Annotated in this window: 13 protein-coding genes and 1 tRNA gene; 7 read left to right on the top strand and 7 right to left on the bottom strand. The window is 65.1% G+C overall.

The window, feature by feature from the left end; translation table 11 throughout:
- Positions 1-438 precede the first annotated feature (438 nt).
- Entirely contained in the window at positions 439-1239 is an 801-nt protein-coding gene (locus ACVIW0_RS33195) for a hypothetical protein (protein ID WP_461356195.1), read from the top strand.
- 181 nt (positions 1240-1420) lie between these two features.
- On the opposite strand, the gene ACVIW0_RS33190 is transcribed toward ACVIW0_RS33195, so the two are convergent.
- A complete protein-coding gene (locus ACVIW0_RS33190; protein WP_461356194.1) occupies positions 1421-1894 on the bottom strand; it encodes an Hsp20 family protein in 474 nt (157 codons plus the stop codon).
- Positions 1895-2115: 221 nt separating this feature from the next.
- Between ACVIW0_RS33190 and ACVIW0_RS33185 the strand changes: the two genes are divergently transcribed.
- Positions 2116-3063 carry an alpha/beta fold hydrolase gene (locus tag ACVIW0_RS33185; protein ID WP_461356193.1) on the top strand — a complete coding sequence of 316 codons (948 nt, stop codon included), beginning with the start codon at positions 2116-2118 and terminating at the stop codon, positions 3061-3063.
- Between the two features lie 27 nt (positions 3064-3090).
- Here ACVIW0_RS33185 and ACVIW0_RS33180 read toward each other — a convergent pair whose 3' ends face one another.
- On the bottom strand, positions 3091-3750 hold the full coding sequence (locus tag ACVIW0_RS33180) for a hypothetical protein (RefSeq protein WP_461356192.1): 660 nt from the start codon (positions 3748-3750) through the stop codon (positions 3091-3093).
- A gap of 60 nt (positions 3751-3810) precedes the next feature.
- Positions 3811-5610 (bottom strand): adenylate/guanylate cyclase domain-containing protein, encoded by a 1800-nt coding sequence (locus ACVIW0_RS33175; protein ID WP_461356191.1) that lies wholly within the window; start codon positions 5608-5610, stop codon positions 3811-3813.
- A gap of 235 nt (positions 5611-5845) precedes the next feature.
- Between ACVIW0_RS33175 and ACVIW0_RS33170 the strand changes: the two genes are divergently transcribed.
- Complete coding sequence (locus ACVIW0_RS33170; RefSeq protein WP_461356190.1) at positions 5846-6481, top strand: LysE family translocator; 636 nt, start codon at positions 5846-5848, stop codon at positions 6479-6481.
- A 69-nt stretch (positions 6482-6550) separates the two neighbouring features.
- Here ACVIW0_RS33170 and ACVIW0_RS33165 read toward each other — a convergent pair whose 3' ends face one another.
- On the bottom strand, positions 6551-7303 hold the full coding sequence (locus tag ACVIW0_RS33165) for a sulfite exporter TauE/SafE family protein (RefSeq protein WP_461356189.1): 753 nt from the start codon (positions 7301-7303) through the stop codon (positions 6551-6553).
- Positions 7304-7411: 108 nt separating this feature from the next.
- Between ACVIW0_RS33165 and ACVIW0_RS33160 the strand changes: the two genes are divergently transcribed.
- Positions 7412-8305 (top strand): LysR substrate-binding domain-containing protein, encoded by an 894-nt coding sequence (locus ACVIW0_RS33160; protein WP_461356188.1) that lies wholly within the window; start codon positions 7412-7414, stop codon positions 8303-8305.
- Positions 8306-8422: 117 nt separating this feature from the next.
- Here ACVIW0_RS33160 and hisN read toward each other — a convergent pair whose 3' ends face one another.
- Positions 8423-9202: a histidinol-phosphatase gene (hisN, locus tag ACVIW0_RS33155; protein WP_461356187.1), complete on the bottom strand. Its 780-nt coding sequence runs from the start codon at positions 9200-9202 to the stop codon at positions 8423-8425.
- A 611-nt stretch (positions 9203-9813) separates the two neighbouring features.
- Positions 9814-10701, bottom strand: coding sequence for an N-formylglutamate amidohydrolase (locus tag ACVIW0_RS33150; protein WP_461356186.1), 888 nt, complete (start codon positions 10699-10701; stop codon positions 9814-9816).
- 304 nt (positions 10702-11005) lie between these two features.
- Here ACVIW0_RS33150 and cpdR point away from each other — a divergent pair, with 304 nt between their 5' ends.
- Both cpdR and ACVIW0_RS33140 read left to right on the top strand, forming a co-directional pair.
- Positions 11006-11365, top strand: a complete 360-nt coding sequence (gene cpdR, locus ACVIW0_RS33145; RefSeq protein ID WP_016843340.1) for a cell cycle two-component system response regulator CpdR — start codon at positions 11006-11008, stop codon at positions 11363-11365.
- A gap of 79 nt (positions 11366-11444) precedes the next feature.
- Positions 11445-11519: transfer RNA gene (locus ACVIW0_RS33140), tRNA-Val, on the top strand.
- A gap of 322 nt (positions 11520-11841) precedes the next feature.
- Here ACVIW0_RS33140 and ACVIW0_RS33135 read toward each other — a convergent pair.
- The gene (locus ACVIW0_RS33135; protein WP_461356185.1) at positions 11842-12282 is read right to left on the bottom strand and encodes a hypothetical protein; all 441 of its coding nucleotides are present in this window, start codon (positions 12280-12282) and stop codon (positions 11842-11844) included.
- Between the two features lie 356 nt (positions 12283-12638).
- Between ACVIW0_RS33135 and ACVIW0_RS33130 the strand changes: the two genes are divergently transcribed.
- Positions 12639-14378, top strand: a complete 1740-nt coding sequence (locus ACVIW0_RS33130; RefSeq protein ID WP_461356184.1) for a peptidoglycan-binding domain-containing protein — start codon at positions 12639-12641, stop codon at positions 14376-14378.
- Positions 14379-15396: the final 1018 nt, after the last annotated feature.

Below are 15396 nucleotides of genomic sequence, written 5' to 3'. Positions count from 1 at the left end.
CGGCACCCACCGGGCCACCGCTCGTCCGCCGCGAGCCGCATTTTCCTAAATTCAGACGACGGGCGTTTCAACGTCCCCTGGGGGACGGCCCTGCCTGCAGCATTCTCGGAGCCCTGGGCGCCGAGGTCCTCCTTTATTTACGAAGGTCCTCGTTGCAATCCCCATGCCGGGATGGCCTCGAAATTGAGACAGTCTTCCTGTCCTAACCTCGACCTTGCCAAATTTTTGTCTATCACACAAGCGCGAGGAAGTCCCCGTTTGCATGCTCGGATCGAACAGCTCGGCAGCCACCTGGCGCCCCCGATTCGAAGCAAACACGCCGTGATCTGGCCCAAGCAGCGACCAAGGACCGCCGAATTTCAAACCGAAATTTTGCCCCGGATAAGCCGGCAAGAGAGCGGAAATGCTCCCGGGGCAGGGTAGACAGGAGTTACGGCGATGAAGTTGTTCACAGGTTCGGTTGCAGCCGCCGCCCTCGCGCTCAGCGCGGCCTCGGCCCAGGCCCAGCTAGCGTCGTCCGCCCGGATCGGCAGCCCGCTTTTGGTCAGGGTGTCCGATATCGGTGAGCCCTACGCCGCCATGCCCGAGGTTCCGCCGCCGCCACGCTATGGCCGGGTCCCGAGCCTGCTGCCGCCGGTCGAGATTTACACCGTGCTGCGCGAGAACGGCTATCTGCCGCTCGGCGCGCCGCAGCAGCGCGGCTTCGTCTACACCATCTCGGTGATTGACCAGGGCGGCGATGACGGCCGGCTGGTGATCGATGCCCGCGACGGGCACATCATCCGCTTCACCCCGGCCTATCGGCTCGGCGACAATTACGAGGAAGAGATGAGCGCGACCTACGGTCCGGTCGGCCCGATGCCGCGGCCGATCCAGGCGAGGGTGCCGCGGCCACCGCTCCCGATCCCCCATGTCGCAAGCCGCGTGCCGGTGCCGAAGCGGAGCCCGCTCTCGGCCAAGGCCCAGGTGCCTGCGCCAGCGGCCCAGGCTGCCGCGCCAGCCGCCCAAGCCGCCGTCCCGCAGACCGCCGCGCCGCAGCCGGCACCCGCCGAGGCAGCCGCACCGGCGCCGGCCGAGCAGGCGGCGGCACCATCGAAGCCGGCCGAGACCCAGACGGCGGCGCAGCAGCCCGCTCCGCGGGCCGAGGCCCCGACTATCGGTCAGGCCGCTGCACTACCGGCGCCCCCGCCGGCGATCCTGCCGACCCAGGAAATGCCCAAGGTGCAGGGGTTGGAGTGATCAAGGTCGCTGCGTAGCCCGGATGCAGCGCAGCGAAATCCGGGGTTATTTCCCGCGGCGGGACTTGCTCCGGATTACGCTTCGCTCCATCCGGGCTACGAAAGTTGAGCGAACAAAAACGCCCCGGTTTCCCGGGGCGTTTTCGCGTGCAGCCAATATCTGCTGACGCGGGACGTGGTGCTCAGGCCGCGACCTTGGCCGAGCCGTCGACGACCTGCGGGGCCGTCTCGCCGCCGCCGATCGGAATGTTGCGGGGCTTCTTGGCCTCGGGAATCTCGCGGACGAGATCGACGTGGAGCAGGCCGTTCTCGAGCGAGGCGTTCTTCACCTGCACGAAGTCGGCAAGCTGGAAGACGCGCTCGAAGGCGCGCGAGGCGATACCGCGATAGAGCACTTCGGAGCCGTTGCCGGAGTTCTCGTTGGCGCTCTTCTCGCCCTTGATCGTCAGCGTGTTCTCCTTCGCGACGATCGAAAGCTCGGCCTGCGAGAAGCCGGAGACCGCAACGCTGATGCGGTACGCATTCTCGCCGGTGCGCTCGATGTTGTAGGGGGGATAGCCGGGGCTGCCGTCCGAAGTCACCTGGTCGAGCAGGTTGAAGAGGCGGTCGAAGCCGACGGTGGAACGATAGAACGGAGTGAGGTCGTAGCTACGCATAGAATGAGTCCTCCAGTGAGCGACTGTTTCAGTTACCCGCCCGCCATCGGGCCGGGCTTAGATGTGTGCAGCCTGATGTTTCGGGTCCGAAACACTGGTAGCGGCCTGCACCGAGGTGATATGGGAGGGGGCACGTCGCGTTCAAGGGGCGGAAACCGCGTCGTTTTTTGGTGCTGACGCCCTTGAAATTCTAGCCCCGTCTCGCCAATCCGGTCCCTCTCATGACGCTCGTCTCGATCCCCGCCAACCCGGTTCCGGACGACGTTGTCAGTGGCACCATCAAGACCCCCGACGGGGCCGAGCTGCGCTTCGCGCGCTGGGCGCCGCCGCCCGGCCGCAAGGGCACGGTCTGCGTGTTCGCCGGGCGCGGCGAGATGATCGAGAAATATTTCGAGACGGTGCGTGACCTGCGCGACCGCGGCTTTGCGGTGGCGATGATCGACTGGCGCGGGCAGGGCCACTCGTCGCGGCGGCTGCGCGATCCGCGCAAGGGCTATGTGCGCGACTTCGCCGACTACGAGGTCGACGTCGAGACCTTCGTGCAGCAGGTGGTGCTGCCGGATTGCCCGCCGCCCTATTTCGCGCTGGCGCATTCGATGGGCGGCGCGGTGATGCTGCGGATCGCGCATGCCGGCAAGCGCTGGTTCGATCGCATGGTGCTGTCGGCGCCGATGATCGACCTGCCGCGCGGCCGCGTGTCGTTGTTGCCGAGCATACTGCTCAGGATCATGCGACTGGCCGGGCAGGGCGGCCGCTACGTGCCGGGCGGCACCGATGAACTGGTCGGCCTCGCGCCCTTCATCGGCAATCCCGTGACCAGCGATCCGGTGCGCCACGCCCGCAACGCCGCGATCCTGGAAGAGGATCCGACGCTCGGCATCGCGGCGCCGACGATCGCCTGGGCTGACACCGCATTCACCGCGATGCGCACCTTCCGCGGCATGTCGTATCCGTCCGAAATCCGCCAGCCCATCCTGATGCTGGCGGCGAGCAATGACGAGGTGGTGTCGACCGCGGCGATCGAGGAGTTCGCCTATCATCTGCGCGCCGGCTCGCATCTCGTGATTGCCGGCGCCAAGCACGAGATCCTGCAGGAGCAGGATCGCTACCGGGCGCAATTCTGGGCGGCGTTCGATGCCTTTGTGCCGGGCACGCCGCTGTTCAAGTGAGCAATTTGCTGGCGCGGCGTCTGCGGCTCAGCCGTTGAGCAGCGCGACGATCCGGTCCGGAAAGCGCTTCTCGACGAACAGCGTCCTGACCTCGGCCACGCTGAGATAGCGGTCGTTGCCTTCGCCCTTGCCCATGATGTCGAGCAGCACCGGCCACTCGCCGAGCATCAAGAGCGGATAGTAGCAGTGCAGGACACCGTAGGACGGCGGATGCTCGTCCTTGGCGCGCTGGAAGTTCGCCGCCATGAAGGTCTTGATCTCGGCGGCCGACAATCCGCGCTCGACGCTGCCGTCGGGGGCCTTGCGGTCACTGCCGAAGGTGGCGAGCCGCGCGATCTCGTCCTCATGCACCACGGCATGCTGGTCGAGGATGCGCGAGCCGGCGCCGTGCTTGTCGAGCGGGCCGTTGCGCAATTCGTCGAGAATGGCGCCCTGCAACAGGCTGCGCATCTGGCTGAACGGCCCGATGCCGTTGGCCATTTGCGCGACCATGAAGATCTTCGCCCCGGCGCTGAGCGCCGGCAGGCCGATCTTGCCGGTGGCGCGCTCGATGGTTTGCGTCAACTCCGGCAGCGGCACGATATGGCCGCCGACATAGTTGCCGGCGACCAGGGCGCGCAGGAACGGGCAGGGATTGTCAGGGGAAACCTGCGGGGCGGGTGCCGCGCTTGCAGCCGGATCGGACATCAAACCACATCCTGAAAAGCTTCAGCTTAAAAAGCATCCATTACCGGTGAATGAACTCGCTCAGGATTCGGCGGCGAATTTCGATCCGGATGCAACCAGAACGAGTTTGCCGAAGGGGACGCCGGCTTTCAAGAGGCCATCGCGATAAAGCGCGATATCATCCGGATTCTTCCAGTGGAAATTGCGCAGATGGCGTTTGACGGTCAGGTCCGGATAGTTGCTGAGCAGCGCCTCCGCAGCCTGGGCCGCCTCGTCCTTGCGTCCGAGCTGGGCGAGCGCTGCGGCGCGCACCGCAAGGCACTGCAGATGGTTCGGGTTGAGATAGAGTCCCTCGCGCGACCACGACAGCGATGCGTCATATTGCCCGAGCAGATAATGACTGAATGCGTTCAGCGCCGCCCACTGGTAGCGCGGGTCGCTGTTGCCGCGCTGGACCGCCGTCGAGAACAGATCGATCGCCTTGCGGTGGTCGCCGATCACCATGTGGCAAATGCCGAGCACGCCGCGCGCACCCATATCGTAGGGGTTGAGCTCGATCGCCCGCTTGATGGCATCCATCGCGGCTTCGTAGTGCCCCTGCATCGCGTGCAGGTAAGCCAGCAGCGAAAACGCGAACGAGGAGCGCGGGTCGAGCCGCACGCTGCTCTCGGCCAGGCTGACCGACGAGGCCCACAATTCGCGCGTGCTCGGAATCCAGCCGAACTGGATGCTCTGGATCTGGATCAGCGCCAGATAGGCGCGCGCGATCGACAGCGCGGGATCGAGCTGGATCGCTTCCTTGAACAGCGCGATCGCGGTTTCGCAATCGTCCTTGGTCTGGTGATAGTAGTGCGACAGACCCTTCAGGAAGCGATCCCATGCCGTGATTTCGGCATTTGGCGAGCGCGCCGGTGCCGAGGCCTCGGCGCGGTAGATTTCCTGGGCAACGGCGGCGGAGAGATTGGCGGTGATCTCGTCCTGCATCGCGAACAGGTCGCCCATGTCGCGGTCGTAGCGGCCGGTCCACAACTGCTCGCCTTTCTCCGGCGCGATCAGTTCGGCGGAGACGCGGATCTTGTTGCCGGCGCGGCGCACCGAACCCTGGATCAGATAGGTGGCGTCGATCTCGCGTGCGATCAGGCGGGTCGAGACGTTCTTGCCCTTGTAGGCGAAGGTCGAGTTGCGGCTCAGCACGCGATAGAAGGATTGCAGCGACAGGGCGTGGATCAGGTCCTCGGTCAGGCCATCAGAGAAATATTCGTCGGCTCCGCCGCTGAGATTGTCGAACGGCAGCACGCCGACGATCGCGGTCCGGTATTGGCCCGGCAGATGCGGGCCGTCGTCCGGGGTTTTTTCCTGCAGATCGGATCCGGCCGGCGCCCAGGTCCACACATGGATCGGTTCGGCGATGTTCTTGAAGCGGTGCGGGCCGGCGTCCGCCAGGGTGACGGCCAACCGCCGCCCCGCTTCGGTGCGGGCCTTGTCGGACACCGCGATCCCGCCGGGCTTTGCCACCGTCTCGAGACGGACGGCGATGTTGACGTCGTCGCCGAACACCTCGTCCTCGTCGGCCATGACGTCGCCCATGTGGACGCCCATGCGGAAGTGCATGGCGCGGTCGGCCGGCAGGTGCTCGTTGCGCTCGGCCATCAGGGTCTGCATCGCGACGGCCGCCTCGATCGCGCCGATGATGCTCGGAAATTCCAGCAGGAAGCCGTCGCCGGTGTTTTTGACGATCCGGCCGCCATGGTTGAGGATGATCGGGTAGATCGCGCTGCGATGCGCCTTGAACGAGGCATGCGTCCCCGCCTCGTCGGCACCCATCATGCGGGAATAGCCGGCGATGTCGGCGCAAAGAATGGCAGCGAGCCGTCTTTCCATGTCTCCTGTGCCCTGGAATGGCTACTTAGCCGAGGCGACCGAATCCGATACTTAATCCGATACTTACAAGACAGGCCGGGTCCGGCGGAAGCTCGGTTTACGGGCAGCTATAATGCATAGTAGCAGGAATTGGCATGCCACCAACGGATCGGATCACAGTTTCTCTACCGAATTCGCGTGTCGCCGCGATGGCGCAGGCCGGCCGATCGCCCTTTCCGGATTAGGTTAACGCAGCATGCTGGGAATTCACGAACTCTGGCTCTTCGTCCTGTCCGGGCTGCTGCTCAACGTCACGCCGGGGCCGGATACGGCCTATATCATCGGGCGCACGATTCAACTCGGATGGCGGGGCGGCGCGGCTGCCGCGATCGGTATCAGTTGCGGCTGCCTGGTGCACGTGCTGGGTGCGGCGATCGGGCTCTCGGCGCTGCTGATGGCGTCGTCGACCGCATTCCTGGCGGTCAAGCTGATCGGCGCGGCCTATCTGGTGCTGACCGGCTTGCAGATGCTGCTGTCGCGCGCCAAGCCGATCGCTGAGATCACAGGGCAGGGCGGCGAGACCTCGATCTCGTGCGTGTTCTGGCAGGGAGCGCTGACCAACATCCTCAACCCCAAGGTCGCGCTCTTCTTCCTGGCGTTCCTGCCGCAATTCGTGGCGGCGGACTCCGCCCACAAGACGCTCGCCTTCCTGGTGCTCGGGTTGATCTTCATCGCTGGCGGCACGCTGTGGTGCCTTGGTCTCGCGGCCTTTGCGGCGAGCGCCGCCGGCCGCATCCGGCAGTCGGCCGGCGTGATCGCTTGGATCAACCGCTCGCTCGGCGCGCTCTTCATCTATCTCGGCGTTCGCGTCGCCATGCTGGAGGCGCGCTAGCCTTTACCAGAGCGTTTTCGAGCGAAGCGGCCAACCGGTTCGCGCGAAGAAAACGCATCAAACTAAAATCTAGCCGTGGATCTTGAGCAGCGCGCTGCCGGCGAGATAGAGGCCGAGCAGGATCATCGAGATCAGGAACCAGCGGCGGAACACGTCGGGCTGCATCCGCGTGCGGACCGCCTGGCCGATGAACATGCCGATGAAGGATGCCGCCATCGCGACCGCGCCCGGCAACGCGGTGGCCGCCGTCAAAAGGCCCGAGGCCGTCAGGTTGAAGGCGAGTGCGACCGTTGCGGTGGTGAAGAAGACGCCGAGCGCCTGCACCAGCTCGTCCCGCTCCATGCCGATCGCCTGCATGAACGGCATCGAGGGGATGACCTGCACGCCGGTCGCTGCCGAGATCAATCCGGTGACGACGCCGACGATGCCGCCGATCCATTTCTCGTCGCGCCGCCGGACCTTGAAGTTGAACCTGCTCAAGCCCACGATCGCGTAGATCACCAGCAGCGCGCCGAGCACCACGGTGCCGTAGGCCGCGTACGGCCCGGTCAACAGCCCGGCATTGATCCAGATTCCGGCGACGGTGCCGAGCATCAGCGGCCACAGCCGCCTGAGGATGTCGCGCAGATAGGGGCCGACGAAGGTCTGCCAGATATTGGTGACGATCGCCGGCACGATCACGATCGCAATTGCTTGGCCCGGCGCCATGGTGGTTGCGAGCAGCCCCATCGCGACCGTCGGCAGGCCGAGGCCGAGGGTGCCCTTGACGAAGCCGGCGAGCAGGAAGGCGAAGGCGATGAAGATCAGGAGATGATCGACCATGGCTGCACATTGACCGATCGATGCGATCGGCACAATCTGGAGGTTACGGAGTTAGCCTTCGGACAGTCCGAAGGTGGGGGGCGGAAAAGGCGTGGGGCGGAATACGTCATGCGGTTCGACCTGATCGACTTGCAATTGTTCATCGCGGTGTCCGATGCGCACAGCATCACCCAGGGTGCGGTGCGTGCGAACATGGCGCTAGCCTCGGCCAGCGAGCGGATCAAGGGCCTCGAGGAGGCGCTCGGCGTCGCGCTGCTCAAGCGCGGCCGCCGCGGCGTCGAATTGACGGCAGCAGGCGAGAGCCTGCTCGGCCACGCCCGTATCGTGATCCATAATGTCGAGGCCTTGCAGAGCGATCTTGCCGCCTATGCCAGCGGCGTCCGCGCCAATGTGCTGCTGCTCGCCAACACCTCGGGTCTGTCGGAGCATCTGCCGCGGGCGCTCGCGGCCTTCCTGCACGAGCATCCCGACATCAGCGTCGATGTCGAGGAGCGCGAGAGCACTGACATCGCGACCGCCATCGCCAGCGGCGCCGCCGATCTCGGCTTTGCCGCCGAGCACGCGCTGCCCGACAGCGTCGAACGCTTCCTGTTCAGCGAGGATCGCCTGATGCTGGTGGCGTCGCGGCGCAGCGATCTCGGCGGCCGCCGCCAGATCGACTTCCAGGAAGTGGTCGGCCGCGATTTCGTCGGGCTGACGGCGACCTCCGCGTTGCAGGCGCATATTTCCCGGCATGCGGCCAAGCTCGGCGCGCGGCTGCGTTTCCGCGCCCGGCTGCGCGGCTTCGACGCCATCTGCCAGATGGTCGCCGCCGATGTCGGCATCGCGGTGATTCCGGAAACCGCGGCGCGGCGCTGCGCGGCTTCCATGCCGATCACGACGATCAGGATCCGCGACGCCTGGGCGAACCGCCGGCTGACGATCTGCGCGCGCAGCTTCAAGGCGCTGCCGCGGGCGGCCAAGCAGCTCGTGGACTATCTGCGGGCCGAAGCGCAACCCTGACGGAAGCGAGGACGGACAATGCTTCCGGCATCTTCCGCCGTTGCCGTCAAGATGGGCGCAGATCAATTGCGCGGCAACTCGAGAATCAGGCCAACAGAAATCAGGCGTTGAGAGAAATTAGGCGTTGAGCAGCTTCATCGCGGCTTCGTGCACGCGCGGATCGCCGGCGGCGATGATGCGGCCGCCGCCTTGCGCCGGCTTGCCGTCCCAGGTGGTGACGATGCCGCCGGCGCCGGTGACGATCGGGATCAAGCCGGCAATGTCGTAGGGCTTCAGCTCGGTCTCGACCACGAGGTCGAGATGGCCGGCTGCGAGCATGCAATAGGAGTAGCAGTCGCCGCCATAGCGCGACAGGCGGACCGCATTCTCGATCCGGCCGAAGCGGGTGCGGTCATCCGGATTCATCAGAAGGGGACTCGTGGTGAAGGCGGTCGCCTCCTTCAGCGAGGCGCAGCGCCGCACCGCAAGCCGCCGTTCGCCCGACGGCCCGGAGTAATTCGCCGAGCCATTGTCGCCCGAAAAGCGCTCGCCGATATAGGGCTGATGCATCATGCCGAATACCGGCGCACCTTTGTGCAGCAGCGCGATCAGCGTGCCCCAGATCGGAAAGCCGGCGATGAAGGATTTGGTGCCGTCGATCGGATCGAGCACCCAGACATAGTCGGCATCCTCGCGTTCATTGCCGAACTCCTCGCCGACGATGCCGTGCTGGGGGAAGTTTGCCTTGATCAGCCGCCGCATCACCGCTTCCGCGGCGCGATCGGCCTCGGTGACCGGATCGAAATCGTTCGAGCTCTTGTTGTCGACCGAGAGCGAGGTGCGGAAGAACGGCAAGATGGTTTCGCCGGATGCGGTCGCGAGGCGGCCGATGAAGGCGGTAAAGTCGATGACCGTCACGGCATGTCCCTGAAATGCGCAAACGAGGCGATAGAAGTTCGAATCCCGCTCTTGCCTAGCTCAATCCAATGCGGCGCGCACGATTAACGGAGTGTTATCCCAGACTGATGACCGTGTTTCTGGCTTGGCTTCTGACTTGGGTTCGCGCTTTCGATTTGGCTTCGGATTCGAAAGTCGCGCTGGCCTCAGGATGGATCACGAAGTCGCGAGTTCTGGTATACAAGCTATGCGCCGAACGCCGGCCGCCCATGGCTTCCATCGTAAGATATTGATCCTACATACGGAAAGCCGCTCCTGCCGGCCTGTTGCAGATCTGCCAGAGCCGTCCAACATTTCCCAGGAAATGTTTCGAAAGTTCTTGCGTTTTGTGCAGCGCGGTCGCATATTGTTGCGGTGCGGTAGCGCCTCGCGCTATCGCTGCCCTCCTTGGGCGTTTCCTCCCTAGACTTGGGCCGCTTGTTCATTCAAGCGGCCCTTTTTTCTTGGGCCAACGTTTCCGGCCAACGTTTCCGCAAGTGAATTGAGAATCCAATTCGGCGGCGCTTAGCGGATTGCCAATTTGAATTCCTCGTTCATGACTTCATCGGCGCAACGGCTCGACGACCGATCCCTTACTCCGCCGCCGCCTGGAACGGGCCGAGATCTGCGAACGGAATTTTCGCGAGCGCATCGGCGAGCGTCGCAAAGTCGGCCGCCACCTGGGCGAAGCGCGGTCCGCGCTCGCGGCGGCGCTCATCCATATAAACCGCGCGGTTGAGCTCGATCTGCACGGTGTGCAGGCCGCTCGCCGGGTTGCCGTAATGCTCGGTGATGAAGCCGCCGGCATAGGGCTTGTTGCGGCCGATCGAATGGCCGAGCGAACCCATGACCTCCTCGACCAGATCGGGCAGCAGCGGCGCACAGCTCGTGCCGTAGCGGTCGCCGATCACGACGTCGGGCCGGCGCGGCTCGTCACGCGAGACGCCGACCGACGGCATCGAGTGGCAGTCGACCAGGATCACGGCGCCGAACGCCTGATGCGCCTTGTTGATCAGCCGGCGCAGTGCGCGGTGATAGGGTTTGTAGAGCAGCTCGATCCGCCGCAGTGCCTCGTCGACCTCGAGCCGCTCACGATAGATCTCCTGGCCGTCGCCGACCACCCGCGGGATGGTGCCCAGCCCGCCGGCCACCCGCATCGAGCGCGTGTTGGCAAAGCTCGGTAGCCGCCCGGTGAACATCCGCGGGTCGAGCTCGTAGGGCTCGCGGTTCACGTCGACATAGGAGCGCGGGAAGTTGACCCGGACGATCGGAAAGCCGCGATCGCTCAAGCCTGCGATCAGTTCGTCCATGAAGCTGTCTTCGGAGCGACGCAGCGACGTCACGTCGATTCGCGACGCCTCGAGGAACTCGGCGGGATAGACCGAGCCCGAATGCGGGGAATTGAAGATGATCGGCGCGCGCCAGGCCTGCGGCTCAACGATCTCGAACGGGGGCGACATCTCGCCAGCAAATTCGCTCATTCCCTTGGCGCCGTCCCTTGCGTCCGCCTCGCCCCGCAAGAATTGATTCTGCCGGAAAAGCGGAGATTTATAGGCGCGCATTGTCGGTAATCGCGATCGTTCTGCCAAGTGAAAAGAGTGCGGTATCCGCTGGAACGCGTCTGAAAGGCAGCAAATGCCGCAGCCGGTTGATTCGACGGGTGGTTCGGTCCACAAACAGCCGGTGCCCGACGCCTCAGGCTTGACGCAAATTTCACCCGAAATTTACCGTCTGTCGGGCTTAGTGTTCGGACTGACCCTCCAGCCGGATTCGACGATTCCTGCCATGCCGAAAATTCTCCTCGCCGAAGACGATACCGATATGCGCCGCTTCCTGGTCAAGGCGCTCGAAAACGCTGGTTTCAAAGTCTCGCCGCATGACAACGGCATGTCGGCCTACCAGCGGCTGCGCGAGGAGCCGTTTGAAATGCTGCTCACCGACATCGTGATGCCCGAGATGGACGGTATCGAGCTCGCCCGCCGTGCCTCGGAACTCGACCCCGACATCAAGATCATGTTCATCACCGGCTTCGCCGCCGTGGCCCTCAATTCCGATTCGGAGGCGCCGAAAAACGCCAAGGTGCTGGCCAAGCCCGTGCACCTCAGGGAATTGGTTAGCGAAGTGAATAAGTTGCTGGCGGCCTGATTCGCCCAAAAACCTTCGCTTTGCATCCTTGCCTGCCCCGCCGCCGTCCGTTATAGGGACCCGATCCAAACATGGCTTTGGGTGCGTAGCTCAGCGGGAGAGCACTACCTTGACATGGTAGGGGTCACAGGTTCGATCCCTGTCGCACCCACCACGCTTCGCCCTGACGGGCTTCGCGTGGCGCAGCCACGCCGGAGACCGCCAGAGCGAAGCGTGTCCGGCGTAGCTTGAACGAAGCGAAAGCGAAGACGGACAGTGGCGCCGAAGCCAAACGGGCGAAGGCGGGCCTTTTGGCCGCGAGCTTCGGTCGGCAAGCCACGCCTTCGGAATGAAGCGGCAGCAATCTGATTCAACCTGTCAGACACCTAGCTCCCGGTGTCATCAGCCGCGTAGGCCCGGCGGTTGCCGCCGGACTCGACTCAGCGGGCAAAACGGCTTCCGATCATCACACGACCGCGCGCTCGGTCTGACCGATCTCACCAGCGATGCCAGCGATGATGCCAACGCGGGTAGCCGCCGCGATAGTAGGCGTATGAGGCGTATGCCGGCCGCACCACGTGACGATAGCGGTAGCCGTAGGCCGGCCTGTACGCGCTATAATATGTCGTGCTGTATCCGCCGCCCCAACGATACGGCGCGTAGCCGTAGTCGTTGTAATCATAGGCGTATGAGCCGTAACCGGGTGCATAGTAGGCGGGTGCGTAGCCGTAACCGTAGCCCGGGTAGCCGTAACCATAGCCGTAGCCGGGACCCCAGCCATAGGCGGACGAGGCGATGCCGCCAACCACGGCGCCCGCGATCAATCCGCCTGCGAGCGCCGGACCGAACCCGCCGCGTGCTTCAGCGGGTGCCGGGGCTGCAATTGAGCTCACTCCGAGTGCACCGGCTGTCGCAAGAACAAGGGCTGTCTTCCTCATCGGATCCTCCTCAATGATGATTGCCCAGCCGGTCAACGGAGCGGAGTGGTGTTGGTTGCTGCCGGCAGCGCGCCCGCAGGAAGGTTCCTCAAGGGGGACCAGGCACCGGCCAGCCGGTTCAGAAATGATCCTGTCGCGGTTCCCCCCGGCGCGAAATGTCGCGCCTGGGGTCGTGTCGAGGAACGGCGAGGGCGGCGACGTTGTTTTCCTGCAAGGCGGGTTCACCGATGAGTCGCGCACGCAGTGCCGCAGATTTCGTCGGCTTCGCAGGAGAGCGGCCGTGGCGGAGTGAGCGCCAGGCATTGGCACCAGCTTTCGCGAACTGAACAGCCGCCAAACCTCAGGAGGAATCGGCAATGCACAGCAAGATCATCAAGAGCAAGTTTCTGCTGACGACAGCCGTGCTGTTGGCTGGCGTCGGTCTCGCATCGGCGCAGGGCCTGCGCGAAGGCGGCGGCGGTGGTGGCGGGGGCAACATCGGTGGCGGCGGAAGCGTCGGCGCTGGAGCCGGCGGTAGCGAGCGCGGACCGTCTGCAGGTCCATCGGGCGGGCGTTCCGGCGGCGCAATGCATGAAGGTCCCGGCGCGTCGCGAGGCGAAGGCATGACCGTCGGCCGAGGGCAGGGCGCAGGCGCAAGCGAGAGAGGCCGCGCTGAAGGCCAGATTGGCGGCGGTGCAGCCGCGCGCGGCGAACGCGCGCAGGGCCAGACCACGGGGCAAGCCCGCACAGGCGGCCGCGTCGAGGAGAGAGGAGCGCAGCAGAGCGAGCGCGCTCAGGACCGCAACGAGCGGACCGTCGGCCAAAGTCGAAGCGGGCGCGAGCAGATCGGCCGATCGGAATCCCGTGAAAGCGGCAGCGCCACCACGCGGCAAAGCCAGCAGCAGCAGGACCGGGCCAATACCGCGAATCGCAATCAGGGCACCACGACCGGTCAGCGCACCGGCGCGAGCACGACACCCGGTCAGAGCACGACCACGAGCCCGAACACGCGAGCCGGCCAGACGACCGGTGCGGCCACCCAGCAGCCCGGCACGACGCAGGGCCAGGTCAACTCCGGCGCCAAGTCTGGGCAGATCAATTCCGGACAGACCTCCGGGCAGGCCAACACAACGGCCCAGACCCAATCGAACGCCGCGGTCCAGACCGAGGCCGGGCGCACCGTGACCGCCGAGCAGCAGAGCACGATCCAACGCTCAGTGCTCTCTGCGCGCAATGCGCCACGCGTCAATGTCAACGCGATCAATTTCGCCGTCAATCCGGGCGTGGTGGTGCCGCGGAGGTTCAACGCAATTTCGGTCGCCGCCTTCCCGGTGCTGATCGACGCGTTCCCGGCTTATCGCGACGACAGCTTCTTCATCGTCGAGGATGAAGTCGTCTTCCTCGATCGCGATCGCCGGGTCGTCGACGTGGTCCCGGTCGGGCCACGGACGCGCTTCAGCCACCGTCGCGGCAGCAGCGACAGCTATGCGATGATGGACCTGAGCCCGGCGCAGATCCGCGAGGTGCAGCAGGTGCTGATCGACCGCGGCCTGTTGGTTGGTGAGGCCGACGGCGTACTCGGATCGCGGACCCGCGAGGCGCTGATCACCTTCCAGCGTCGAGAGGGTATTGCGACGAGCGGCAGCGTCGACACGCGCACGATTACAGCCCTCGGCCTGTCCGACCGGATCGGCCAAGGCGCGGGCGCGTCGTCGACGGTTGGCCAGAGCCGCTCCCAGCAGAACACGACGGGACAGACGAGCGGCCAGACCGACAACGTGCCGCAGAACCAGTCGACGGATCGGACCGGCACGCAGCAGCCTGCCCAGCAAAACACGACGGGGCAGACCACCGGTCAGGCGAACGCGCCGCAGAACCAGTCGACGACCGGCCAGGGCGGAAACCAGCCGTCGGCTCAGCAGCAGGCCCCGCAGCAGAATACGACGGGACAGGCCGCGCCGCAGAACCAGTCCACCGTCGGGCAGGGCAGCGGCGGCAATCCGCCGAGCACCGGCCAGAACTCGTCGTCCAGTCAGCCGAACCAAAACAACACTCCGCCATCGTCAGGCTCAGGCACGAGCCCGCAGACGCCGGCGCAGGGTTCCGATCGGAAGTAGGCTCTGTCGATCCGATCGGCAGCGCTTCGAAAAGCTCCCATCTCTCCTTCCCCCCGCAAGGGGGAAGGTCGGGATGGGGGCAGTCGCGGACTCCGTCGTCAGCTGACAGAACAGATCCCCGCCCGCCTAGCCTGCCTTCGCAGGGGCGCACGGCAAAAACTTGGAAAACAACCCCATGCAAAGGAGCCGGCGGCGTGCCGGCACTCGACATGGCGACATGGCGACTTGACACGTCGGGCAAATCAGCGGCATTATTCTATTATCCAGAAAACGCGCAGCGCGCCCAAGCGCCCGATGGGACGGGAGCCGTAGCCACGTGCGATCGCTCCGCGTTGCGGGAGAGGGCGAGAAGAGAGGTGGTCCCGGGCGAGATGCTCGAGACGAGCATCACTTTCTCAACGCCGACCGTGTGCTGCGCGAAGTATTGAGAGAGTTGGCCGTGTGGTACCCCTCTCCCTAACCCTCCCCCGCAAGGCAGGGCGATCGCATATGCAAAGTTCAGTGTCGTCCCGGCATAGGCCGGGACCCATAACCACAGGGCCTTGTTGTGGAACAAGGCTGTGGCCCCAGCTCGCTTTTATCACCACGCCCTGTGGTTAGGGGTCCCGGATCTGCGCTCCGCTTCGCTGCGCTTGTCCGGGACGACGAAGTTCTTTCGCCGCATGCGATCGCCCTCTCCCGCAAGGGGGGAGGGAGCCCATCCGCCGGTGGCTTCCTCACGCTGCTCGTGTCAATGATCGTGAGGCGCCGGCACGGCCTTGCGATGGGACAGTGCCATCTGGCGGCGTAGGCTACACGCGCAGCATTCTGATATCGCCGGCACGTGAGGCGAGCACGCCAGTCAGGCTCCCTCTCCGCTTGCGGGAGAGGGTGGGGAGAGGGGTGGCCCCGGGCGAGCCAGTTGACGAGGGCTCCCGCCGTGCAATTGCGTTCGCCTACCGCCGCAACGAATTTGGAGAGAGCACGCCGTAGGGCGCCCCTCTGCCATCGCACGTTGCGAGCAGATACGTCAGGACGG

Source organism: Bradyrhizobium sp. USDA 4454 (assembly GCF_054822705.1).
The sequence above is the reverse complement of the archived record's forward strand: the minus strand, read 5'-3'. Positions and strand labels throughout refer to the sequence as shown.

Excerpts from the sequence above, each read along its gene's own strand:
- ACVIW0_RS33185 (WP_461356193.1), top strand. The coding sequence starts at position 2,116 with ATGACGCTCGTCTCGATCCCCGCCAACCCGGTTCCGGACGACGTTGTC.
- ACVIW0_RS33195 (WP_461356195.1), top strand. The coding sequence starts at position 439 with ATGAAGTTGTTCACAGGTTCGGTTGCAGCCGCCGCCCTCGCGCTCAGC.
- ACVIW0_RS33150 (WP_461356186.1), bottom strand. The coding sequence starts at position 10,701 with ATGAGCGAATTTGCTGGCGAGATGTCGCCCCCGTTCGAGATCGTTGAG.
- ACVIW0_RS33190 (WP_461356194.1), bottom strand. The coding sequence starts at position 1,894 with ATGCGTAGCTACGACCTCACTCCGTTCTATCGTTCCACCGTCGGCTTC.
- ACVIW0_RS33130 (WP_461356184.1), top strand. The coding sequence starts at position 12,639 with ATGCACAGCAAGATCATCAAGAGCAAGTTTCTGCTGACGACAGCCGTG.
- ACVIW0_RS33180 (WP_461356192.1), bottom strand. The coding sequence starts at position 3,750 with ATGTCCGATCCGGCTGCAAGCGCGGCACCCGCCCCGCAGGTTTCCCCT.
- ACVIW0_RS33160 (WP_461356188.1), top strand. The coding sequence starts at position 7,412 with ATGCGGTTCGACCTGATCGACTTGCAATTGTTCATCGCGGTGTCCGAT.
- ACVIW0_RS33175 (WP_461356191.1), bottom strand. The coding sequence starts at position 5,610 with ATGGAAAGACGGCTCGCTGCCATTCTTTGCGCCGACATCGCCGGCTAT.
- ACVIW0_RS33135 (WP_461356185.1), bottom strand. The coding sequence starts at position 12,282 with ATGAGGAAGACAGCCCTTGTTCTTGCGACAGCCGGTGCACTCGGAGTG.
- ACVIW0_RS33170 (WP_461356190.1), top strand. The coding sequence starts at position 5,846 with ATGCTGGGAATTCACGAACTCTGGCTCTTCGTCCTGTCCGGGCTGCTG.
- ACVIW0_RS33165 (WP_461356189.1), bottom strand. The coding sequence starts at position 7,303 with ATGGTCGATCATCTCCTGATCTTCATCGCCTTCGCCTTCCTGCTCGCC.
- cpdR (WP_016843340.1), top strand. The coding sequence starts at position 11,006 with ATGCCGAAAATTCTCCTCGCCGAAGACGATACCGATATGCGCCGCTTC.